The sequence below is a fragment of the Pseudomonas eutrophicaquae genome (assembly GCF_023544715.1).
Lineage (GTDB): Bacteria > Pseudomonadota > Gammaproteobacteria > Pseudomonadales > Pseudomonadaceae > Geopseudomonas.
This window is the reverse complement of the sequence record NZ_JAMJEZ010000009.1, coordinates 84,941-106,462: the sequence shown is the minus strand read 5'-3', so window position 1 is coordinate 106,462 and position 21,522 is coordinate 84,941. Positions and strand designations below refer to the sequence as shown.

Sequence of the window (21,522 nt, the reverse complement as noted above, 5' to 3'; positions counted from 1 at the left end):
CGGATTCGATCCTACTTCCGACATCCCAAAATCGCGTATGCCGCATGATTTGGGGTATTGGGTTGCCGGATTAATACTTTATAAATTCACCCCGTCAACTTTCGAATAAATAAATGTTCGTCACATTTACTTGAATACATTCACTCCCTATCATTTGCACATGTCAGTATTTCGACTGACTTTATTCTTGCAAGGTAAAACATCATGTCGCTGATCAACGAATATCGCGCTACACGTGCCGCCATCGAGGAACTGCAGGCACGTCTTCAAGCCCTCGAGGAAGATGGCAAGCTGCAGCAAGAACTGGAATTCGAACAACGTCTGCGTCAACTGCTGGCGCAATATAACAAGGCGCTACCGGATGTCGTGGCGCTGCTGGATAACGAAGGCAAGAGCCGTCCGGCTCGCCAGGCGCGTGCCAAGGCTGAAAGCGCCCCGGCACGGCGCAGCCGCCGCATGAAGGTCTACACCAACCCCAATACTGGTGAGACCATCGAGACCAAGGGCGGCAATCACAAGCAGCTCAAAGAGTGGAAAGCCATCTGGGGCAGCGACGTGGTCGAAGGCTGGGCCTCGGTACGCGACTGATACCCCGTTCCATCCCACGACCGCTGCACGGCGGCGGTCATGGGATTTGCTTCAGTGCGGCGTCAGCCCGTAACGCTCAGCTATTTGCTGCGCCTGTTGCAGCCAGCTATCCAACAACTGCTGCTGCGCAGGTGTTGCAGACGCCCGCAGGGCATTCGCCTCCTGCATGAACGCCCCCAGCGTCATCGGCGCACCGGCCTGTGGATCACTCAAACGGGTGCGGCAGAACGTTTGCCAGTGCCGCTGTTCCTGAAGATCCAGTGTGTGCGCAAAGTTGCGCGCCCGATAACGGAACAACAACTCCTCAAGACGCTCGTCCGCAAACTGTCCCTGCCAATCACGCAGGCGCTGCGGATCACTTTCGCGAATACGCAGACAGATATCGCGATCACGATCACCGATAAAACCGTCATACAAACGCTGCTCGGGATCGGCCACACCGACAAACTCACCCGCGGCATAAATGACCGCCAACTTGTGCTGCCACAGCGGTAATTCTTCCCGCAACTGGCGCGCGCGCATCTGGCAGGCCTCCAGATCCAGCGCCAGCCGCTGCCGGTCACTGTCACGCAGCACGCTCAGCGGTGCGATCACCGGGCTGCGGTTGATGTGCAACAGTTTGAGCGGTACCGGCCGCTCGCCCGCTTCCAGAGCGTCGTGCCGGGTATACAGCCGCTTGGCCAGCACCTCGGCCGACAGCTCCAGCAGCGGCGTGATGCCCGCCTGCAGATCACAGACGATCAGAGCATTGCGGTTACGCGGATGCCAGGCCAGCGGCAATACCGGCGCGATGAAGTGGCGCGCCGCGCCAAACCGTCCCGAGACATGCAGCAGTGGCTCCAGAAGGCGCACATGGCGGGTGACCTGCGCTTTGTGGCGCAACTGATAGCACCAGTCGTAGAGACGCGGCTGAAGGTCACGCACCTTGCGCGCCAGTGCCAGCGTGGCGCGCACATCCGCCAGCGCATCATGGGCCTGGCCATGCGCGATGCCATTGGCCGCGGTCAGGCGCTCCAGACGCAAGCTGACCCGCCCCTCCTCCTCGGGCCATTCAAGGCCTTCCGGGCGCAGCGCGTACGCGGTGCGCAGCAGGTCGATCAGATCCCAGCGGGCATTCCCGCCCTGCCACTCGCGGGCGTAGGGGTCGAAGAAGTTGCGGTACAGGCTGAAGCGGGTGACCTCATCGTCAAAGCGCAGGGTGTTGTAACCCGCGCTGCAGGTGCCCGGCTGCGCCAGTTCGGCATGCAGGCGGGTCATGAACTCCGCCTCGCACAGACCTTCGCGCTGCAGACGCGCCGGGTCGATGCCGGTGATCAGGCAGGATTGCGGATGCGGCAGGATGTCATCCGCCGGCTGGCAATACAGGTTGAGCGGTGTACCGATCTCGTTGAGCGCCTCATCGGTGCGAATCCCAGCCACCTGCAGGGGACGGTCGCGACGGGGATCGATACCGGTGGTTTCATAGTCGTACCAGAACAGGCTCGCAGTCACGGCAGGGCTCCAGGGATCAGCAGTGCGGCAGTCTACCCGATTGCCTACTTCCGGCCATGCCTCGGGTTGCCGCCCAAGGCCACAGGCGACTAGGCTGAAATCTACTGGCGGCGCCGATCGACTGCGCCGCAGCCTGAGAGGATCTTTGCATGCAACTGCAGCAATTGCTGGTCGTCATCGACCCCGTCCATCCTGATCAGCCGGCCCTGGAGCGAGCCCGCCAGCTGGCCCGGCACAGCGGTGCCCGCGTCGAGCTGCTGCTCTGCGAGTACCACAGCGCCCTGGGCACGGCCAGCCTGTTCCAGCCCGACGCGCAGGCCCGTGCCCAACAGGATCTGCTGGCCCTGCGCCAGCAATGGCTGGAAGGGCTGGCCGAGCCGCTGCGCAAGGAAGGTCTGTCCGTGAGCCTGACTGTACGCTGGGGCAAGCCGCTGCACCGGATGATCCTCGCCCGCATCGAGGAGCTGCAGCCGGATCTGGTGCTCAAGACCGCGCACACCCACGGCCTGCTGCAGCGCCTCTTGCTCAACAACAGCAGCTGGCAGCTGATTCGCCATTGCCCGGTGCCGCTCTGGCTGGCGCGCGCCGGGCAGCCCTGGCAAGGGCAGCGGCTGGCGGTCGCCCTCGACCCGACCCACAGCGCCGACAAGCCGGCCAGTCTGGACCAGCAGCTGCTCGCACAAGGGCATGCCCTGGCCGTCGAGCTGGGCATGGAAGATCATTACCTGCACAGCTATGCGCCGCTGCCACGCACCCTGGTGTTCGATGCCGAACTGGTCGCCGATTACGAGTACTATGTCGAGCGAACCGGCCAGCGGCATCGCGAGGTCTTCGAGCAGTTGTTCGCCGCGCAGACCGATATCCCGCGCAATCACCGGCACCTGCTGCAGGGCTTTGCCGAGGAGACGCTGCCGCGCTTTGTCACCGACAACGGCATCGATCTGCTGATCATGGGCGCGATCGCCCGCGGTCATCTGGATAGCGCATTGATCGGCCACACTGCCGAGCGGGTGCTGGAAAACATCGCCTGCGACCTGCTGGTGATCAAGTCTGCCCAGCGTCCTGCCGCCTGAGCCGCCCGACCGCTGGCCGGCCGCTTTCTTTCCCTTCAAGGAGTGCCCTGATGCCCTCTCGCCGTACCAAGATCGTCGCCACCCTCGGCCCGGCCAGCAGCTCGCCGCAGATGCTCGAGCAGCTGATTCTCGCCGGCATGAATGTCGCCCGGCTCAACTTCTCCCACGGCAGCGCCGAGGACCACATGGCGCGCGCCCATCTGGTACGCGAGCTGGCCGCCAAGCATGGCCGGCATGTCGCGCTGCTGGGCGACCTGCAGGGGCCGAAGATTCGTATCGCCCGCTTTGCCAGCCAGCGCATTGAGCTGGCGCGCGGCGACACGTTCCGCTTCTCGGTCAGCCACCCGCGCGATGCCGGCACCCAGGAGGTGGTCGGCATCGACTACCCGGATCTGGTCAAGGACTGCAAGGTCGGCGACGAGCTGCTGCTCGACGATGGCCGGGTGATCATGCAGGTCGAGCAGGTCACCGCCACCGAGCTGCATTGCACGGTGCTGGTCGGCGGCCCGTTGTCCAATCACAAGGGCATCAACCGCAAGGGCGGCGGCCTGACTGCGCCGGCGCTGACCGACAAGGACAAGGCCGACATCCAGCTGGCCGCGGCCATGGAGCTGGATTACCTGGCGGTGTCCTTCCCGCGTGATGCGGCGGACATCGACTACGCCCGCCAGCTGCTCAAGGAAGCCGGCGGCGACGCCTGGCTGATCGCCAAGATCGAGCGCGCCGAGGCGGTGGCCGATGATGAGGCGCTGGATGGCCTGATACGCGCCAGTGACGGGGTGATGGTGGCTCGTGGTGATCTGGCAGTGGAGATCGGCGATGCCGAGCTGGTCGGCATCCAGAAGAAGATCATTGCCCACGCCCGCACCCTCAACAAGCTGGTGATCACCGCCACGCAGATGATGGAGTCGATGATCCACAGCCCGATGCCGACCCGCGCCGAGGTTTCCGATGTGGCCAACGCGGTTCTGGATTACACCGATGCGGTGATGCTTTCGGCCGAGAGCGCCGCTGGCGAGTACCCGGTGGAAGCGGTGCAGGCCATGGACCGGATCTGCGTCGGCGCTGAAAAGCATCCGACCAGCAAGAAATCCGGGCACCGGATGGGCGAAACCTTCAGCCGCTGCGACGAGAGCATTGCCCTAGCGGCGATGTACACCGCCAACCACTTCCCCGGCATCAAGGCGGTCATCGCCCTGACCGAGAGCGGCTACACCCCGCTGATCATGTCGCGGATCCGTTCCTCGGTGCCGATCTTCGCCTACTCGCCACACCGCGGCACCCAGGCGCGTACTGCGCTGCTGCGCGGCGTCGAGCCGGTGCCCTTCGATGCTGCCGCCCTGCCGCCGTCCAAGGTCAGCCAGGCGGCGGTGGATGAGCTGCTCAAGCGTGGGGCGGTCGAGCCGGGCGACTGGGTGATCCTGACCAAGGGCGACAGCTACACCACGGTCGGCGGCACCAACACCCTCAAGCTGCTGCAGGTCGGTGGTCAGCTGGTCTGAGGCGTCAGGGGGCCGTGCGCCCCCTACCCCGTGTGCCGCTCAGGCTCTGGCTCGTCAGCCTCTGAGCGGCGCGCTTACCAGCCGAGGGTTTCCTTGATGAAGGGGATGGTCAGCTTGCGCTGTGCCTGTAGCGAGGCGTGATCCAGCTGTTCCAGCAGATCGAACAGCGCACTCATGCTGCGCGAGCCACGGGTGAGGATGAAGCGCCCGACCTCATCGGTCAGGTGCAGCCCACGGCGTGATGCGCGCAGCTGCAGGGCGCGCAGCTTGTCCTCATCGGAGAGGCCATGCAGCTGGAAGACCAGCGCCAGGGTCAGGCGCGACTTGAGATCCGGCAGCTTGATCGGCACCTCGCGCGGCGGGGCCGAGGCCGATAGCAACAAGCGCCGGCCGGCATCGCGCAGGCGGTTGAACAGGTGAAACAGCGCCTCTTCCCAGGTCGGATGCCCGGCGATCAGATCCACCTCATCCAGACAGACCAGATCACACTGCTCCAGGTTGTCGAGCAATTGCGGGCCATACATGGCCACCGCATCCAGCGGCAGATAGACCGCCCGACCACCAAACTGCTCCATACGCAGGCAGGCCGCCTGCAACAGGTGGCTGCGCCCGACATCCGCGCCGCCCCACAGGTAGATCAGGTTCTCCGCCCAGTCGGCATCGGTCTCGCACATGCGCTCGACATAGCCGAGTGCCGCCGCATTGGCGCCCGGATAGTAGTTGGCAAAGGTGGCGTCATCACGCAGACGCACACCCAGCGGCAGCTGGATCGGCTTCATGGGGACTCGCGCTCCTCGTCAACGGCCTGCGGTTCGGCGTAGAGGGCCGAGAGTTTATAGAAGTCATGTACATGGCGCAGCAGCACCATGATCACCGCCGCCACCGGCAGCGCCAGCAGCACGCCGGTAAAGCCGAACAGCTGCCCGCCGGCCAGAATGGCAAAGATCACCGCCACCGGATGCAGGCCGATACGATCACCGACCAGGGTTGGAGTCAGCCACATGCCTTCCAGCAGTTGCCCGGCGGTGAAAACCGCCACCACCCCGATCAGCGGATACCACTCGAAACCGAACTGGAACAGCACCGCCAGCAGCGCCGCGACGATCCCCACCACAAAGCCCAGGTACGGCACGATGCTGGCAAGCCCGGCGAGCAGTCCGATCAACAGCCCCAGCTCCAGCCCCACCAGCATCAGGCCGGCAGCATAGACCAGCGCCAGCGCCAGCATCACCAGCAACTGGCCGCGCAGGAAGGCCCCCAGCACTTCATGGCACTCACGGGCCAGCAGGGTGACCAGCCGTTCCTGCCGGCGCGGCAGCAGGTTATGCAGGCGCGCCAGCATCACATCCCAGTCCCGCAGCAGGTAGAAGCCGACCACCGGAATCAGTGCCAGATTGCCCAGCAGCGCCAGCAGGGCCAGCCCGGAGGAAGCGACCCGGCGCAGCAGCGTCTGGGCGATATCGGTGGTCTGACCCAGATGCCCGGCCAGCAACTCGCGCAGCTGGCTGACCTGCCAGAAGTCCGCCTCCAGCCCCAGGCGGCGCTGCAGCCAGGGCAGGGTCTGCTGCTGGAGCAGATCCACCGCCAGCGGCAGCAGCTCATACACGCGCAGCAACTGACGGCCCAGCAGCGGCAACAAAACCAGCAGCATGAGCAGCAGGGTCAGGCTGAAGAAGGTAAAGACCGCCACCACGCTCCAGGTACGGGACAGCCCGCGCGCTTCCAGCCGATCCGCCAGCGGATCACCCAGATAGGCCAGCAGGGTGGCGACCAGAAAAGGCATCAGGACCGGCTGCAGCAGATAGATCAGCCAGGCCAGCAGCAGCGCGCCGACAAGCCACAGCCAGGAGCGCGAGTCACCGAGCATCAGGGCGCTCCCTGTAACAGCCGCCAGCGCGACGCATCATGGACGCACGAACGACAGACGCGCAGGTTGCGTCGTCTGCGCCACAGTGTCGGATGGCTGTTCACGCAGCCCGAGCGCCTGCAGGCGGCTACGGAGCTGCGCCGGCGTGGCGCTGACGGTAAAGCGCAGTACGCGCCCTTCGGCAGCCAGCAAGCGCGGCTTCAAACTGGCCAGTTCACGCTGCAACTGGGCCAGCTGGGCCAGATCCGTGCCGGCAATCTCGACTTCCAGGGTCGGTGCGGCCAGCCCGTCAGCAAAGCGGCGCACCAGCACATTCGCCACCTCGGCAAACACCTGATCAGCCAGTGCCTGCCGGCTGTCGGCACGCTGCGTGCCCTGCTGCAGATGCGTACCGGTCAACAGGCGCCAATCAGCCTGCCATTCCGCCTCGGTGGTGCGCGCCACCACACTCAGTACCCCCTCGGCGGCGTAGGCCTCCGAGGCCAGCTGCAACTCATTGGCCGCGCTGTGGGTCAGCCAGTCCGGCGTGGCCAGCAGCTGCTCCTGCAGATCACCGATCGGCAGCGCCAGCGGCACGCCGCGCTTGAGGGCCGCAGCCTTGAGATCCGCGGCGCCCTCCTGATCGGCCGCCAGCAGCCGGCTGTCGCCATTGGCTTCCTGCAGCCACCAGGCCAGCACTTGCGGGCGCTCGGTATTCCACAGCTTCAAGCCGGCCTCACGCAGTGCCTGCTCGCTGAGCAGCGGATCAAAGCTGACCGAGAGCATCACCGGGCTGCCCGGCTCGTAGACGTAACGCTGCACCAGCTGCTGCGGCTTGGCCAGCAGCGGCTTGAGACGCGGATCACGGGCCGCGCCAGCATCACCGGTCAGCCGCACCGCCAGCGCCTGCACTGCCCGCGCCATGGCCGCCGCTCGCTCCTCGCCCGCCTCAGAGCCGACCGGCTCGCGCACGTCATAAAGCCCCTCGACCTGGGCGGCCAATGCCGGCAGGGCACTCAGGGACAGGCAACAGGCCAACAGGCGGGCGATCAGAGGCATGACAGGGTTCTCTTGGGGACAGTGCGCATACCTTAGACAGCCACCCTGAGCGTGGCAACCGCTCCGGATGACCTGCTTCGCGCGGCAATGCTAGAATCCTGTGCTTTCACGCATCCTCCGCAAAGGCCCGTATTCATGAGCAAGCAACCCTCCATCAGCTACAAGGACGCCGGTGTCGACATCGACGCAGGCGAGGCCCTGGTCGAACGCATCAAGGGCGTGGCCAAGCGCACCGCGCGTCCGGAAGTGATGGGCGGCCTGGGCGGCTTTGGCGCCCTCTGCGAGATCCCGGCCGGCTACAAGCAGCCGGTGCTGGTCTCCGGCACCGATGGCGTCGGCACCAAGCTGCGCCTGGCGCTGAACCTCAACAAGCACGACAGCATCGGCCAGGATCTGGTCGCCATGTGCGTCAATGATCTGGTGGTGTGCGGCGCCGAGCCGCTGTTCTTCCTCGACTACTACGCCACCGGCAAGCTGAACGTGGATGTAGCCGCCACCGTAGTCACCGGCATCGGCGCTGGCTGCGAACTGGCCGGCTGCTCGCTGGTTGGCGGTGAGACCGCTGAGATGCCCGGCATGTACGAGGGCGAGGATTACGACCTGGCCGGCTTCTGCGTTGGCGTGGTGGAGAAGAGCGAGATCATCGACGGCTCGAAAGTGCAGGCCGGTGACGCGCTGATCGCCCTGCCCTCCTCCGGCCCGCACTCCAACGGCTACTCGCTGATCCGCAAGATCCTCGAAGTTTCCGCTACCGACATCGAAGCCACCGAGCTGAACGGCCAGAAGCTCGCGGATCTGCTGATGGCGCCGACCCGCATCTACGTCAAGCCGCTGCTCAAGCTGATCAAGGACACCGGCGCGGTCAAGGCGATGGCCCACATCACTGGCGGCGGTCTGCTCGACAACATCCCGCGCGTACTGCCCGAAGGCACCCAGGCAATCATCGACGTGGCCAGCTGGACCCGCCCGGCGGTGTTCGACTGGCTGCAGGAGAAGGGCAACGTCGATGAGCACGAGATGCACCGCGTGCTCAACTGCGGCGTCGGCATGGTGATCTGTGTTGCTGCCGAGCAGGCCGAGGCCGCCCTGGCCAACCTGCGCGCCTCGGGCGAAGCCCCGTGGCTGATCGGCCACATCGCCGCCGGCACCGACGCCGAGCGCGTGCTGCTGAACAACTTGAAGGCGCACTGATGAATCGGCCCTGCACTGTGGTGGTGCTGATTTCCGGCTCCGGCAGCAACCTGCAGGCGCTGATTGATGCCCTTGCCGACGGCAGCATCCCGGCGCAGATCGGCGCGGTGATCTCCAACCGCGCCGATGCCTACGGCCTGACCCGCGCGCAGAACGCCGGTATCCCCACCGCGGTGCTGGACCACAAGGCGTTCGAGGGCCGCGAGGCCTTCGATGCCGCGCTGATCGAGGCGATCGATGCCCAGCAGCCGGATCTGGTGGTGCTGGCCGGTTTCATGCGCATCCTCACTCCGGGCTTCGTGCGGCATTACGCCGGGCGCCTGCTCAACATCCATCCCTCGCTGCTGCCGCTCTACAAAGGGCTGCACACCCACCAGCGCGCGCTGGAGGCCGGGGATCGCGAGCATGGCTGCAGCGTGCACTTTGTCACCGAAGAACTCGATGGCGGGCCGCTGGTCGTACAGGCGGTGGTGCCGGTACTGCCGAATGACCAGGTGGACAGCCTGGCGGCGCGGGTTCACGTTGCCGAGCACCATATCTACCCGCTGGCGGTACGTTGGTTCGCCGAAGGGCGTCTGCGTCTGGGTGCGCAGGGCGCTGAACTCGACGGCCAGCCGCTGCCGCCCTGTGGTCATCAGGTGCGCGAGCTGCCCGCCGCGCACTGATCGAGCCAGCCTCTGGAGACTCACCATGCGTCAATTGCTGCTCAGTACCGCCCTTGGCCTGACCCTGCTGCCGCTCGGCGCCCAGGCCCTTGAGCCGTTCAGCGCCCAGTACACCGCCGACTGGCAACAGGTGCCGGTCAGCGGCAGTGCGCAGCGTGAGCTCAAGCGCAACAGCGATGGCAGCTGGACCCTGACCTTCCGCGCCTCGATGCTGGTGGCCGGCCTGACCGAAGAAAGCCGCTTCACGGAAGACGGGCCGCGCTTCGTGCCCCTCAGCTACCGCTTCGAGCGCAGCGGTCTGGGCAAGGGCAAAACGATCAGCCATGACTTCGACTGGAGCGCCCGCCGCGTCACCGGCAAGGACCGCAAGCACAGCGTCGATCTGCCGCTGGAAAACGGCTTGCTCGACAAATCCACCTACCAGCTGGCGCTGCAGCAGGATGTGGCCCGCGGCAAGACCAGCATGAGCTATCAGGTGCTAGACGGCGACGAGGTGGAGGTCTTCGACTTCCGGGTACTCGGCCGCGAAACGGTCAGCACCGAAGTCGGTCAGGTCGAGGCGATCAAGGTCGAGCGGGTGCGCGATCCCACCCAGTCCAGCCGCAAGACCGAGCTGTGGTTTGCGCCGAACTGGAATCACCTGCTGGTCCGCCTGCATCAGCGCGAGACCGACGGCAAGGAGTACCAGATCATGCTCAAGCAGGCGACGCTGGACGGCCAGCCGCTCAAAGGGCGCTAAGCCGCCCGCCGCACCACAGCAAAACGCCGCGCCTTCTTCGAGGGCGCGGCGTTTTTTGTGCGCGTTCAGTGCCGCAGCGGCTCGCTGATCACCACATCAGATCATCAGGAATCACGTAATCCTTGTAGGGATCATCCTCGGCATCCGGCACCTCGCTGGCGATGTTGAGCAGGATGATGCGCTGCGGTTCGCGCTCCTGCACCTTGAGCGCCGCCTCGCGGGGAATCAGCTCGTACTTGCCCTCCAGGCGCACGATCGCCAGCGTGCCGCGGCTGAGCTTGTCGCGCAGCATCGGGTTGACGGCAATCCGCTTGACCTTCTTGTTGTCGACGAAGTTGTAGTAATCGTCGCTCTCCAGACGCGGCAGGCGCGAGCCTTCGATCAGCTGGCGAACCTGCGCGGCCCGCGCCTTCTGCTGGGCTTTTTCCTGCTGCTGACGGTTGAGCTCCTGATCGCGGGCGAGCTTCTCGGCCCGCGCCTTGAGCGCCGCCTCACGCTGGCTGTCGTCCTTCTCGGCCTGCCCCTTGAGCTCCAGGCGTTGCTGTTTCTGCTTCTGCTTGCCGACCTGCTTGGCCTGCTTGTCGTTGACCAGCCCCGCCTTGAGCAGCTGGTCGCGTAGGGAAAGACTCATGGGTCGTCCTGATGGCAAATCGATGGATGGGGATGCTCAGCCGCAGGCAGGACCGGCGCGCTCGGCACGCTTGGCCTCGCCCCACAGGGCATCCAGCTCGTCGAGGGCGCAATCTTCCATGCGCCGCCCGTCCTCGCGCAAGGCCTGTTCGATAAAGCGCAGGCGCCGCTCGAACTTGGCATTGGCCGCGCGCAGCGCCGCTTCCGGCTCGACCTTGAGGTGGCGCGCCAGATTCACCGCCACGAACAAGAGATCCCCGACTTCCTCGGCGATATGCGCCTGATCGCCCTCGGCGATCGCCTCCAGCACCTCACCGAGCTCCTCGTGCAGCTTGTCGATCACCGGCAACGGCGCCGGCCAGTCGAAGCCGACCTGGGCGGCGCGCTTTTGCAGCTTGGCGGCGCGCGAGAGCGCCGGCAGCGCCTGCGGCACATCGTCGAGCAGCGACAACTGCTCGGGTACCTCAGCCCGCGCGGCACGCTCCTCGGCCTTGATCTCTTCCCAGCGGCGCTTGATCGCCGCCTCATCCAGACGCGGCTGATCCAGCGGACCATACAGATCGCCATCCGGGAACACATGGGGATGGCGGCGAATCAGCTTGGCGGTGATGCCATCGACCACCGCGGCAAAATCAAACCGCCCCTCCTCACGGCCCAGCTGGCTGTAATAGACCACCTGGAACAGCAGATCGCCCAGCTCGCCCGGCAACTGGGCAAAGTCGCCGCGCTCGATGGTGTCGGCCACCTCATAGGCTTCCTCGAGGGTGTGCGGGACGATGCTGGCGTAATCCTGTTTGAGATCCCACGGGCAGCCGTACTGCGGATCGCGCAGGCGGGCCATCAGGTGCAGCAGATCATTCAACTGGTACATGCTCACACTGCCCCGGAGCGACTGCGCCGGGCCTCGATGATGTTGGGTAACTGATCAATACGCGCCAGCAGACGGCCCAGCGCCGCCATGCCAGGCACCTCGATGGTCAGGTGCATGCTGGCGGTGTGGTCGCTCTTGTCGGAGCGGGTGTTGACCGCCAGCACATTGACCTTCTCGTTGAGCAGCAACTGGGTGATATCACGCAGCAAACCGGCCCGATCATAGGCGCGGATCTCGACATCTACCGGGTAGGTTCGGGCCGGTGCATGTCCCCAGCCGACCTGAATCATCCGCTCCGGCTCGCGCTCGGCCAGCTGCAGCACCGAGGGGCAATCCTGACGGTGGATGCTCACTCCGCGGCCCTGGGTGATGTAACCAATGATCGGCTCACCCGGCACCGGACGGCAGCAGCCAGCCATCTGGGTCAGCAGGTTACCGACGCCAAGGATCTGGATATCGTCCTGCCCGGGGCCACGGCCGCGCGGGCTGCGCAGCGACAACAGCTCCAGCGGATCATCGCTGCGCTCAGGCTCGAGCATCTGCTGCGCGGCATTCACCACCTGCGCCAGACGCAGATCACCCGCGCCGAGCGCCGCGAACATGTCCTCGGCGGTCTTGAGGTTGCAGCGCTCGGCCAGCCGCTCGTGATCGACCGCCTGCAGGGCCAGACGCGCCAGCTCGCGCTCCAGATAGCTCTTGCCGGCGATCACGTTCTGATCACGGGCCTGCAGCTTGAACCAGTGGACGATCTTCGCCCGCGCCCGCGAGGTAGTCACATAGCCGAGGTTCGGGTTCAGCCAATCGCGGCTCGGCGTACCGTTCTTGCTGGTGATGATCTCCACCTGCTCGCCGGTCTGCAGGCTGTAGTTGAGCGGCACGATGCGCCCGTTGACCTTGGCGCCGCGGCAGTTGTGGCCGATCTCGGTATGCACCCGGTAGGCAAAATCCAGCGGCGTGGCGCCGTTGGGCAGGTCGATGGCGTGACCGTCGGGGGTGAATACATAGACCCGGTCCGGCTCGATATCGACGCGCAACTGCTCGGCCAGCCCGCCGATGTCGCCGAGCTCCTCATGCCATTCGAGCACCTGACGCAGCCAGGCGATCTTTTCCTCGTAGTGGTTGGAGCCGGAGTTGACGTCGGTGCCCTTGTACAGCCAGTGGGCGCAGACGCCCAGCTCGGCCTCCTCGTGCATCGATTCGGTGCGGATCTGCACCTCCAGCACCTTGCCCTCCGGGCCGATCACCGCGGTGTGCAGCGAGCGGTAGCCGTTCTCCTTGGGGTTGGCGATGTAGTCGTCGAACTCCTTGGGAATATGCCGCCACAGGGTGTGGACGATGCCCAGTGCCGTGTAGCAGTCGCGCACCTCGGGCACCAGCACGCGCACCGCGCGCACGTCATAGATCTGGCTGAACTCCAGCCCCTTGCGCTGCATCTTGCGCCAGATCGAATAGATGTGTTTGGCCCGCCCGCTAATGTCGGCCTCGATGCCGGCGGCGGTCAGCTCGTTGCGCAGCTGCTGCATGACCTCGTTGATGTAGCGCTCACGGTCCAGGCGCCGCTCGTGCAGCAGCGTGGCGATCTGCTTGTACTGCTCAGGCTCGAGGTAGCGGAACGACAGATCCTCCAGCTCCCACTTGATGTGGCCAATCCCCAGGCGATGGGCCAGCGGCGCGTAGATGTCGAACACCTCGCGGGCCACCCGGTAGCGCTTCTCCTCGGGGGCATTCTTCACCGCCCGGATCGCACAGGTACGCTCGGCCAGCTTGATCAGCGCCACGCGCACATCATCGATCATCGCCACCAGCATCTTGCGCAGGTTCTCCACCTGCGTCTGGGTGCCGAGCACCAGCGACTGGCGCGGATTGAGGCTGGTGCTGATCGCCGCCATGCGCAGCACGCCATCGATCAGCTTGGCCACCGTGCTGCCGAACTGGCGCGAGACCTGCTCGAGGGCCACCTTGCCCTCGCGCACCGCCCGGTACAGCACCGCAGCCAGCAGCGACTCCTGATCCAGCCGCAAATCGGCGAGTATCTGCGCAATATCCAGCCCGGTCTGGAAGCTGGAGGTCCCTTCCGCCCAGATGTTCTTGGCCGCCACCGCCTGGCGCTCGACCTCACGGGCAAACTCGCAGGCCGTGCGCAGGCTGTCCCGATCCAGCGCCGGATCGATCTCGAGAATATGGTCGAGCCAGGCCTCGAGGTTGATGCTGCCATCGTGGTTGACTGGCTGTTGCGCCCTTACCTGTACCATCGTCGTTCACCCTCTCCTGTCCGGCCCGACGGGACCGGATTCGGGCCTTGCGGCCCGCCTGCCGCCGACTGCTGCCGGCGACCTCAAGCTGTTACGCACCCGCGGTGCGCACGAACAGGGCCATGGCCTCGGCGTGGGCGGTCTGCGGGAACATGTCGAGCAGACCGGCCCGCTCCAGCCGATAGCCCAGCGCCACCAGCGCTGCGGCATCGCGCGCCAGGGTCGCCGGATTGCACGAGACATACAGCACCCGCTGCGCCCCCAGCGCCGGCAGGCTGGCCAGCACCGCCGCTGCGCCCTCGCGCGGTGGATCGAGCAGCACCGCGGAAAAGCCGCAGCGCGTCCAGGGCGCCTCACCCAGCGGTTCGGCCAGATCAGCGCGGACAAACTGCACATTCTCAAGGCCATTGGCCGCCGCATTGGCGGCCGCCCGCTCGACCATCGCCGTCACGCCCTCGACACCGACCACCTCAGCGCAGCGCTGCGCCAGCGGCAGGGCAAAGTTGCCCAGCCCGCAGAACAGATCCAGCACCCGCTCATCGGTGCGCGGCGCCAGCCAGTCCAGCGCCTGCGCCACCATCTGCGTATTGATCGCGGCATTGACCTGCACAAAATCCCCCGGCTGCCAGGCCACGTGCAGGCCATAGGGTTCCAGCGTGTAGCCCAGCCACTGCCCGGGCACATCGGCCTGCGGGCTGTCCTCGCCCTGCCACCAAAGCTGCACGTCCAGCCGGGCGCAGAACTCGCGCAGACGCGCGGCATCCGCCTCACTCAAGGGCTCGGTGTGGCGCAGCAGCAGCGCGCGCGTGTTGCCGTGAAACAGCTCGATGTGCCCGATCGCACGCGGGCGCTGGAAGGCGCGCAGTACCGCCGGCAGCTCAGCCAACAAGGCTTGCAAGGGTTGTTCCAGCACCGGGCAGCTGTCCAGATCGACGATCGCCTGACTGGACGCGGCGCGAAAACCGATGTGCAGGTGCTGGCTGCGGGCATCCCAGCGCACCGCCAGACGCGCCCGGCGCCGATAACCCAGCTCGGCCGCAGACAACGGCGCGGCCCAGATCTCCGGCACTACCCCAGCACGGGCCAGCTGCTCGGCCAGACCGCGCTGCTTGAGGGTGACCTGCTCGGCCTGGGGCAGGTGCTGCAGGGTGCAGCCGCCGCAGAGCCCGGCCAGTGCACAGGCCGGCGTGCGGCGCTGCTCACTGGCCAGAAGCACCCGCTCGGTGCGCGCCTCGACCACCTGACTGCGGGTGGCCAGCACCCGCGCCTCGACCGTCTCGCCGGCCAGCGCACCGGCCACGAACCAGGTACGTCCGCCCTCATGGGCAATGCCGCGCCCGTCATGGGCCAGGCGCTCGATGGAAAGACGCTGCTTCTTGCCGACCGGCAGTGCGCTGCTGCGCGCACCCCCCGCCGGCTGAAAGCGCAGTGCGCTGGGGCGTTTGGCCATGAAAAATCCTGCCGTGCAGGGCCGGCAGAGCCGGCCGGTCGAATGAAGCGGCCCTCAGGCCGTGGGCGCGTCGTAGACGCCGGTGGACAGGTAACGATCGCCGCGGTCACAGACAATCGCCACCAGCACGGCGTTTTCCACTTCCTGCGACAGGCGCAGCATGGCCGCCACCGAGCCGCCGGAGGAAACGCCACAGAAGATCCCTTCCTCGCGGGCCAGGCGGCGCATCACCTGCTCGGCCTCGCTTTGTGCCATGTCGATCACCCGATCGACCCGGCTGGCCTCGAAGATCGACGGCAGATATTCCTTTGGCCAGCGGCGGATGCCGGGAATCGCCGAACCTTCCTGCGGCTGCAGGCCGACAATCTGGATCGCCGGATTCTGCGCCTTGAGGTAGCGCGAGGTGCCCATGATGGTGCCGGTGGTGCCCATCGAGCTGATGAAATGGGTGACGGTCCCCGCGGTCTGCCGCCAGATTTCCGGGCCGGTGCCCTCATAGTGCGCCAGCGGGTTGTCCTGGTTGCCGAACTGATCGAGCACCTTGCCGCGGCCTTCGGCCTGCATGCGCAGGGCCAGATCGCGCGCACCCTCCATGCCCTCGCTCTTGCTGACCAGCACCAGCTCGGCGCCGTAGGCAGTCATCGCCGCCTTGCGCTCGGCGCTCATGTTGTCCGGCATGATCAGCACCATCCGGTAGCCCTTGATCGCCGCCGCCATCGCTAGGGCGATGCCGGTGTTGCCGGAGGTAGCCTCGATCAGGGTGTCACCGGGGTGGATCAGCCCGCGCTGCTCGGCGTGGGAGATCATCGATAGCGCCGGCCGATCCTTCACCGAACCGGCTGGATTGTTGCCTTCCAGCTTGACCAGCAGGGTATTGCTGGTCTGGCCCGGCAGGCGCTGCAGGCGAACCAGCGGGGTGTTGCCGACACAATCGGCGATGGTGGGATACTGCAGGGTCATGGAACGCTCGCCACAAGTGAAATCAGCCAGGGCGCACATGATAGCGGCAAACCTCGCCCGCCGATAACACACCCGGCTTCAAGCATAAAACCCGAGGTTATAAGCCCGGGCCGCGCGCTTGCCGGTTACCGGCAAGCCGCTACACTGCCGGCATCCCCTGTGGTGGAGTACCCGCGTGTTTCACTCCCTTGGCATTCATGCCCGACTGCTGCTACTGGCCCTGCTGCCCGGCAGCCTGATTGCCCTGCTGCTGGGGCTGTTTTTCGTCCTGCATCAGACTGATGCGCTGCACACCCAGCTGGAGCAGCGTGGCCAGCTGATGCTGACACACCTGACCCCGCTGCTGGCCGCCCCGCTCGACGCACGGCAGTTGCCGGCCCTGGAGCAGCAGCTCGAGCGCACCCTGGCGCTGGAAGATGTGCGTTCAGTGCGCCTGTTAGATGCTGCGGGACGGCCGCTGCTACACGCTGGGCCGCGCCTTGACCATGCCATGCCCACCCTCGACGCCCAGCGCATGACCATCGACGTACGCCCCGCGTCCAGCTGCTTTGTGCTGCCCATCCACCGCGCCCATGATCCGGCCAGTGGCCTGCCGTCCACCGAGCCGCCGCTGCTCGGCTGGGTAGAAATCGAGCTGACTCATCAGGGCGCTCTGCTCGACATCTACCGCAGCCTGCTGTTCGGTCTGCTGCTGGCCCTGCTCTGCCTGCTGCTGGCCCTGCCGCTGGCCCTGCGTCTAGCCCGGCATATCCGCCAGCCGCTGCAGAGCCTGGCCCAGAGCATCGAGCAGCTCGGCGCCGGTCATCTGGAAACCCGCCTGACGCTCACCGGAACCCCCGAATGCGATCAACTGATCGAGGGCATCAACCGTCTGGCCAGCCTGCTGGAGACTGAACGCGAACAGTGGCAGCAGAACGTCGAGCAGACCACCGCTGAGCTGCGCGAGAGCATGGAAACCATCGAGGTCCAGAATATCGAGCTGGATCTGGCCCGCAAGGAAGCGCTGACCGGCAGCCGCGCCAAGTCTGAATTTCTGGTCAACATGAGCCACGAGCTGCGCACCCCGATCAACGGCATCATCGGCTTTGCCCGCCTGATGCAGAAAACCGCACTGGCGCCCGGCCAGCAGAGCCACCTGCAGACCATCGACAAGTCGGCGCAGAGCCTTTTGAAAATCATCGACGGCATCCTCGAGTTCTCGCGAATCGAGGCCGGCATGCTGACCCTGGAGTCCACGCCCTTCAACCTCGCCGAGCTGATCCAGGACGCCCTGGAACTGCACGCCCCGCAAGCCCACGAGCAGCAGCTGGAGCTGATCGGCATGGTCTATCAGGACCTGCCCTGCACGCTGATCGGTGATGAACTGCGCCTGCGTCAGGTGCTGCTCAACCTGATCGGCAATGCGATCAAGTTCACCGAACAGGGGCATGTGGTGGTGCGCGCCATGCTCGAGGAGGATCTGGGTGATCGGGTGCAGCTGCTTATCAGCGTGCGCGATACCGGGATCGGCGTGCCGCTCGAGGCGCAGCGCAACCTGTTCAATGCCTTCACCCAGGTTGACAGCTCGCGCAGCCGCCAGCGCGGTGGCAGCGGTCTGGGCCTGGCGATCAGCAAGGGCTTCATCGAGGCCATGGGCGGGACAATTGGCGTCAACAGCACGCCCGGCGAAGGGGCCGAGTTCTGGATTCTGCTGACCCTGCCACGCGCCGAAAACAGCGCCGCCGCCACGCCGTCCCTCGGCCCCTGGCCCGTGCTGCTCAGTGAAGCGCATCCGCTGACCCGCCAGGCCCTGCAGCATGTCCTGCGTGGCTGCGGACTGACGGTGCAGGCGCTGGACAGCCCCGAAGCGCTCGCAAGCATGTTCAGTGCAGCCGCCCAGCGCCAGGCCGAGGAGGCCAGCCAGCCGCTCCCGTTGGTGGTGCTGGGCATCGATGCCGACACAACACCTGCGCAGCTCGAAACGCCGCTGCAGACCCTGCTGCACGCCGGGGCGCGTCCCGTGCTGCTCTGTCCGGTGACCGCCATGGCGCGCTATCAGCAGCATTTCCAGAGCCCGGCCATCACTTGGTTGAGCAAGCCGGCCTGTCCGCGCAAGCTGCCGCAGGCACTGCAGCAGCTGCTGGTCGCAGCACCCGGTCTTCCCGCCGAACGCGCCAACGGTGGCGAGCATTACAGCGGTGCGCCGCCACGGATTCTCTGTGTCGATGATCACCCGATCAACCTGCGCCTGGTCAGCACCCTGCTCGAGGGGCTGGGCGCGCGGGTCCAGCAGGCACGCAGCGGTCAGGAGGCGGTGCAGGCGGTGCAAAACCAGCCGTTCGATCTGGTGCTGATGGACATTCAGATGCCCGGCATGGATGGCTGCGAGGCGACCCAGGCGATCCGGTGCTGGGAAGCACAGCACGGCCTCAGCCCCACCCCGATCATCGCCCTCACCGCCCACACCCAGCCGGAGGAGCGCCGCCGGCTGCTGCAGGCGGGGCTGGATGATCACCAGACCAAGCCGATCAGTGAACCGCAACTGATCGAGGTGGTGCGGCGCTGGACCGGCATCCCGCTGCCCATCATCGCAGCAGCAGCAGACAGCGATGCGCCAACCGATTCCACCGCCGCCGCCCCGCCGGTAACGACGCCGCCCGCCCCACAGGTAGTCTTCGATGCCGACGAGGGTCTGCGCCTCGCCGCGAGCAAACCCGCGCTGGCCGCCGAACTGCTCAGCATGCTGCTGGAGAGCCTGGAGCGCGACCAGTCGCTGATCCGCGCCGCCCGCAGCGCTGAAGATTCTGCGGCCCTGCTTGAGCATGTCCATCGTCTGCACGGCGCCACCCGCTACTGCGGGGTGCCGCAGCTGCGCGCCTGCTGCCAGCGCAGCGAAGCGCTGCTCAAGCAGGGCCAGGCCGCAGACGCCGCCCTCGATGAGCTGGAGGCGGCCATCCTGCGCCTGCTGACTCGCCGCCCCACCCACGCCTGAACCGTGAGAACTCTGATGCGTATTGCCCTCTACAGCAGCAAGCCCTACGACCGGGACAGTTTCAGCCGCGCCAATGCCCGGCACGACTATGACCTGCATTGTCTGGAGGTGCGCCTGGATGCGGAAACCGCCGCACTGGCGGCCGGCCACGAGGTGGTCTGCGCCTTCGTCAATGACACGCTGTCGGCGGCGGTGCTGGAGCGCCTGGCAGCCGGCGGTACACGGCTGATCGCTCTGCGCTCGGCCGGTTACAACCACATTGATCTGGACGCCGCGCAGCGCCTGGGGCTGGTGGTGGTGCGGGTGCCCGCCTACTCGCCCCATGCAGTCGCCGAGCACGCCGTCGGCCTGATCCTGGCGCTGAACCGGCGTATTCACCGTGCCTTCAACCGCACCCGCGAAGGGGACTTTTCCCTGCACGGGCTAACCGGCTTCGACCTGCATGGCAAGACCGTCGGGGTGATCGGCTGCGGACAGATTGGTGCGGTCTTCACCCGCATCATGCTGGGATTTGGCTGCCGTGTGCTGCTGGTCGATCCGCAGCGCAATCCGCAGATGGAAACGCTGGGCGCGCGTTATGTCGAACTCGACACCCTGCTCGAGCAGAGCGACATCCTCAGCCTGCACTGCCCGCTGACCCCCGCGACCCGCCACCTGATCAACCAGCCGAATCTGGCACGCATGAAGCGCGGCGCCATGCTGATCAACACCGGGCGCGGTGCGCTGATCGACACCCCAGCACTGATCGCGGCGCTCAAGAGTGGCCAGCTGGGCTATCTGGGGCTGGATGTCTATGAGGAAGAGGCGGAGCTGTTCTTCGAGGATCGCTCGGACCTGCCGCTGCAGGATGATGTGCTGGCCCGCCTGCTGACCTTCCCCAATGTGATCGTCACCGCCCATCAGGCCTTCCTCACCGAGGAAGCCCTGACGGCGATTGCCGAGACCACCCTCGGCAACATTGCCGCCTGGCAGACGGGCAGCCCCTGCAATACGGTGACGCGCTGAAGCGCCGCCAGCGCCCGTGCTAGGATCGCCGCCCCGCCTGGAGACCCCCATGACCGAACACGATTTCCGTTACAGCCTGCTCAACCCGCAGCACACCCTCACCGAATGTCGCGCCCTGGCACCGGGCCGCTATCAGGTCACCGGCAGCGGCGGCTCGATCAAGGCCGGCGATACCCTGCTGGTGACCCTCAAGGGCAGCCGCGAGCTGTCCATGCGCCTGGTCATCGAGAAGGTCCGCCACCTGATCAACCCGCCCGGCCAGTGGCTGGCGGTCGCCCAGGGGCCGGCCTTCCGCGAACTGGAGATCCGTACCGGGCAAGTCCGCTGTGATGCCTGCGGCAAGACGCAGGACATCGAGTTTGCGGTGGAGGGCACCCAGGGTGCAGCCGCCCATGTGCCGGCCATCGAGGCACGCCTGCATGAGCTTGGCTGGCAGAGCCTCGCAGGCCGCCATCTCTGCCCGGCCTGCCGGCAGGAGGCTTGAGCATGCGCCACGCCCTGCCCCTGCTGGCCAGCGCCCTGCTGATCAGCGGCTGCGCCAGCACGGCGCCCGGCATCGCCACCGGTCGCACCTATCAGGTCACCTGGATCGATGCCAAGCCGCTGGTCGAGCGCAGCCATCTGACCCTGACCTTCGAGGCCGACGGTCGCGCCTACGGCACTGGCGGCTGCAATCACTGGTTTGCCGGCTACGGGATCGAAGGCGAGATCCTGCGCTTCAGCAAGATTGGCAGCACCCGCCGCGCCTGCAGTGCAGCGCTGATGGCCCAGGAAGCACGCTTCTTCAAGGCGCTAGATCATGTGCATCGCTGGGATGTCTCGGTACTCGATGAACTGCGCCTGTGGCCGGCCGAAGGCAAGCCGATGCGCCTGGTGATCGAGTGCGATTGAGCGCTTCCCCCACGCTTGGTGCTAAAGCGCGGGGCTTGTGGAGGTTTTTTCGGCGCTGCCCTTGACAGGGCAGCGAATCTGCGTAAAATGCCGCCTCACAGACGCGGGGTGGAGCAGTCTGGTAGCTCGTCGGGCTCATAACCCGAAGGTCGTAGGTTCAAATCCTGCCCCCGCAACCAAATTTTGAAAGGCCATTCTTCGGAATGGCCTTTTTCGTTTGCGCCGATTTTACCCACCGCACCGCGACTCCCCCGCAGCGGCCCGCGACACTGGTCAAGCCTCGCAGGCATGGCTAAAATCGCGCACTTTTTGATCAATGGCGCCGATCGGGCGCCACT

Annotated in this window: 19 protein-coding genes and 1 tRNA gene; 11 read left to right on the top strand and 9 right to left on the bottom strand. The window is 66.0% G+C overall.

Features of this window, described 5'->3' with window-relative positions:
• Positions 1–204 precede the first annotated feature (204 nt).
• Positions 205–588 carry a histone-like nucleoid-structuring protein MvaT gene (gene mvaT, locus MXC11_RS06410; protein WP_250006722.1) on the top strand — a complete coding sequence of 128 codons (384 nt, stop codon included), beginning with the start codon at positions 205–207 and terminating at the stop codon, positions 586–588.
• A gap of 51 nt (positions 589–639) precedes the next feature.
• Here mvaT and sbcB read toward each other — a convergent pair whose 3' ends face one another.
• Positions 640–2,079, bottom strand: a complete 1,440-nt coding sequence (sbcB, locus tag MXC11_RS06405) for an exodeoxyribonuclease I (protein WP_250006720.1) — start codon at positions 2,077–2,079, stop codon at positions 640–642.
• Positions 2,080–2,228: 149 nt separating this feature from the next.
• Here sbcB and MXC11_RS06400 point away from each other — a divergent pair, with 149 nt between their 5' ends.
• Together MXC11_RS06400 and pyk are read left to right on the top strand one after the other, a co-directional pair.
• Positions 2,229–3,152, top strand: a complete 924-nt coding sequence (locus MXC11_RS06400) for a universal stress protein (protein ID WP_250006717.1) — start codon at positions 2,229–2,231, stop codon at positions 3,150–3,152.
• A gap of 50 nt (positions 3,153–3,202) precedes the next feature.
• The gene (gene pyk / locus MXC11_RS06395) at positions 3,203–4,654 is read left to right on the top strand and encodes a pyruvate kinase (protein WP_250006715.1); all 1,452 of its coding nucleotides are present in this window, start codon (positions 3,203–3,205) and stop codon (positions 4,652–4,654) included.
• Positions 4,655–4,728: 74 nt separating this feature from the next.
• On the opposite strand, the gene hda is transcribed toward pyk, so the two are convergent.
• The 3 genes from hda to MXC11_RS06380 are packed head-to-tail and all read right to left on the bottom strand — an operon-like array spanning position 4,729 to position 7,559.
• Positions 4,729–5,433 (bottom strand): DnaA regulatory inactivator Hda, encoded by a 705-nt coding sequence (gene hda, locus MXC11_RS06390; RefSeq protein ID WP_250006713.1) that lies wholly within the window; start codon positions 5,431–5,433, stop codon positions 4,729–4,731.
• Positions 5,430–6,521, bottom strand: coding sequence for an AI-2E family transporter (locus MXC11_RS06385; protein ID WP_462938106.1), 1,092 nt, complete (start codon positions 6,519–6,521; stop codon positions 5,430–5,432). The genes hda and MXC11_RS06385 overlap by 4 nt, the downstream gene beginning before the upstream one ends.
• A 36-nt stretch (positions 6,522–6,557) precedes the next feature.
• Complete coding sequence (locus tag MXC11_RS06380; protein WP_250006711.1) at positions 6,558–7,559, bottom strand: DUF2066 domain-containing protein; 1,002 nt, start codon at positions 7,557–7,559, stop codon at positions 6,558–6,560.
• 135 nt (positions 7,560–7,694) lie between these two features.
• Here MXC11_RS06380 and purM point away from each other — a divergent pair, with 135 nt between their 5' ends.
• The 3 genes from purM to MXC11_RS06365 are packed head-to-tail and all read left to right on the top strand — an operon-like array spanning position 7,695 to position 10,154.
• Complete coding sequence (gene purM / locus MXC11_RS06375) at positions 7,695–8,750, top strand: phosphoribosylformylglycinamidine cyclo-ligase (protein ID WP_250006708.1); 1,056 nt, start codon at positions 7,695–7,697, stop codon at positions 8,748–8,750.
• Positions 8,750–9,415 carry a phosphoribosylglycinamide formyltransferase gene (gene purN, locus MXC11_RS06370; protein ID WP_250006706.1) on the top strand — a complete coding sequence of 222 codons (666 nt, stop codon included), beginning with the start codon at positions 8,750–8,752 and terminating at the stop codon, positions 9,413–9,415. Before purM ends, purN begins: the two co-directional genes overlap by 1 nt.
• 25 nt (positions 9,416–9,440) lie before the next feature.
• The gene (locus MXC11_RS06365) at positions 9,441–10,154 is read left to right on the top strand and encodes a DUF3108 domain-containing protein (RefSeq protein WP_250006704.1); all 714 of its coding nucleotides are present in this window, start codon (positions 9,441–9,443) and stop codon (positions 10,152–10,154) included.
• An 88-nt stretch (positions 10,155–10,242) separates the two neighbouring features.
• Here the strand turns inward: MXC11_RS06365 and MXC11_RS06360 are convergent, their stop codons facing one another.
• From MXC11_RS06360 to cysM, 5 genes are all read right to left on the bottom strand, one after another.
• Entirely contained in the window at positions 10,243–10,785 is a 543-nt protein-coding gene (locus MXC11_RS06360; RefSeq protein WP_250006702.1) for a DUF2058 domain-containing protein, read from the bottom strand.
• A 36-nt stretch (positions 10,786–10,821) separates the two neighbouring features.
• A complete protein-coding gene (gene mazG / locus MXC11_RS06355) occupies positions 10,822–11,655 on the bottom strand; it encodes a nucleoside triphosphate pyrophosphohydrolase (RefSeq protein WP_250006700.1) in 834 nt (277 codons plus the stop codon).
• Positions 11,656–11,657: 2 nt separating this feature from the next.
• Positions 11,658–13,907: a GTP diphosphokinase gene (gene relA / locus MXC11_RS06350; protein ID WP_250006698.1), complete on the bottom strand. Its 2,250-nt coding sequence runs from the start codon at positions 13,905–13,907 to the stop codon at positions 11,658–11,660.
• A gap of 91 nt (positions 13,908–13,998) precedes the next feature.
• Positions 13,999–15,357 carry a 23S rRNA (uracil(1939)-C(5))-methyltransferase RlmD gene (gene rlmD, locus MXC11_RS06345; protein WP_250006696.1) on the bottom strand — a complete coding sequence of 453 codons (1,359 nt, stop codon included), beginning with the start codon at positions 15,355–15,357 and terminating at the stop codon, positions 13,999–14,001.
• A gap of 54 nt (positions 15,358–15,411) precedes the next feature.
• Positions 15,412–16,317 carry a cysteine synthase CysM gene (gene cysM / locus MXC11_RS06340; RefSeq protein ID WP_250006687.1) on the bottom strand — a complete coding sequence of 302 codons (906 nt, stop codon included), beginning with the start codon at positions 16,315–16,317 and terminating at the stop codon, positions 15,412–15,414.
• 175 nt (positions 16,318–16,492) lie between these two features.
• On the opposite strand from cysM, the gene MXC11_RS06335 reads away from it, so the two are divergent.
• From MXC11_RS06335 to MXC11_RS06315, 5 genes are all read left to right on the top strand, one after another.
• A complete protein-coding gene (locus tag MXC11_RS06335; protein ID WP_250006685.1) occupies positions 16,493–19,288 on the top strand; it encodes a response regulator in 2,796 nt (931 codons plus the stop codon).
• A gap of 15 nt (positions 19,289–19,303) precedes the next feature.
• Entirely contained in the window at positions 19,304–20,293 is a 990-nt protein-coding gene (locus MXC11_RS06330; protein ID WP_250006683.1) for a 2-hydroxyacid dehydrogenase, read from the top strand.
• Between the two features lie 49 nt (positions 20,294–20,342).
• Positions 20,343–20,777: a hypothetical protein gene (locus MXC11_RS06325; RefSeq protein ID WP_250006681.1), complete on the top strand. Its 435-nt coding sequence runs from the start codon at positions 20,343–20,345 to the stop codon at positions 20,775–20,777.
• A gap of 2 nt (positions 20,778–20,779) precedes the next feature.
• Entirely contained in the window at positions 20,780–21,184 is a 405-nt protein-coding gene (locus MXC11_RS06320; RefSeq protein WP_250006679.1) for an META domain-containing protein, read from the top strand.
• Between the two features lie 102 nt (positions 21,185–21,286).
• Positions 21,287–21,363, top strand: a tRNA-Met gene (locus MXC11_RS06315).
• Positions 21,364–21,522 lie beyond the last annotated feature (159 nt).

What these genes read in the sequence shown, in the direction of transcription:
- mvaT (WP_250006722.1), top strand. Translation starts at nt 205, where the DNA reads ATGTCGCTGATCAACGAATATCGCGCTACACGTGCCGCCATCGAGGAA.
- MXC11_RS06400 (WP_250006717.1), top strand. Translation starts at nt 2,229, where the DNA reads ATGCAACTGCAGCAATTGCTGGTCGTCATCGACCCCGTCCATCCTGAT.
- pyk (WP_250006715.1), top strand. Translation starts at nt 3,203, where the DNA reads ATGCCCTCTCGCCGTACCAAGATCGTCGCCACCCTCGGCCCGGCCAGC.
- hda (WP_250006713.1), bottom strand. Translation starts at nt 5,433, where the DNA reads ATGAAGCCGATCCAGCTGCCGCTGGGTGTGCGTCTGCGTGATGACGCC.
- MXC11_RS06385 (WP_462938106.1), bottom strand. Translation starts at nt 6,521, where the DNA reads ATGCTCGGTGACTCGCGCTCCTGGCTGTGGCTTGTCGGCGCGCTGCTG.
- MXC11_RS06380 (WP_250006711.1), bottom strand. Translation starts at nt 7,559, where the DNA reads ATGCCTCTGATCGCCCGCCTGTTGGCCTGTTGCCTGTCCCTGAGTGCC.
- purM (WP_250006708.1), top strand. Translation starts at nt 7,695, where the DNA reads ATGAGCAAGCAACCCTCCATCAGCTACAAGGACGCCGGTGTCGACATC.
- purN (WP_250006706.1), top strand. Translation starts at nt 8,750, where the DNA reads ATGAATCGGCCCTGCACTGTGGTGGTGCTGATTTCCGGCTCCGGCAGC.
- MXC11_RS06365 (WP_250006704.1), top strand. Translation starts at nt 9,441, where the DNA reads ATGCGTCAATTGCTGCTCAGTACCGCCCTTGGCCTGACCCTGCTGCCG.
- MXC11_RS06360 (WP_250006702.1), bottom strand. Translation starts at nt 10,785, where the DNA reads ATGAGTCTTTCCCTACGCGACCAGCTGCTCAAGGCGGGGCTGGTCAAC.
- mazG (WP_250006700.1), bottom strand. Translation starts at nt 11,655, where the DNA reads ATGTACCAGTTGAATGATCTGCTGCACCTGATGGCCCGCCTGCGCGAT.
- relA (WP_250006698.1), bottom strand. Translation starts at nt 13,907, where the DNA reads ATGGTACAGGTAAGGGCGCAACAGCCAGTCAACCACGATGGCAGCATC.
- rlmD (WP_250006696.1), bottom strand. Translation starts at nt 15,357, where the DNA reads ATGGCCAAACGCCCCAGCGCACTGCGCTTTCAGCCGGCGGGGGGTGCG.
- cysM (WP_250006687.1), bottom strand. Translation starts at nt 16,317, where the DNA reads ATGACCCTGCAGTATCCCACCATCGCCGATTGTGTCGGCAACACCCCG.
- MXC11_RS06330 (WP_250006683.1), top strand. Translation starts at nt 19,304, where the DNA reads ATGCGTATTGCCCTCTACAGCAGCAAGCCCTACGACCGGGACAGTTTC.
- MXC11_RS06325 (WP_250006681.1), top strand. Translation starts at nt 20,343, where the DNA reads ATGACCGAACACGATTTCCGTTACAGCCTGCTCAACCCGCAGCACACC.
- MXC11_RS06320 (WP_250006679.1), top strand. Translation starts at nt 20,780, where the DNA reads ATGCGCCACGCCCTGCCCCTGCTGGCCAGCGCCCTGCTGATCAGCGGC.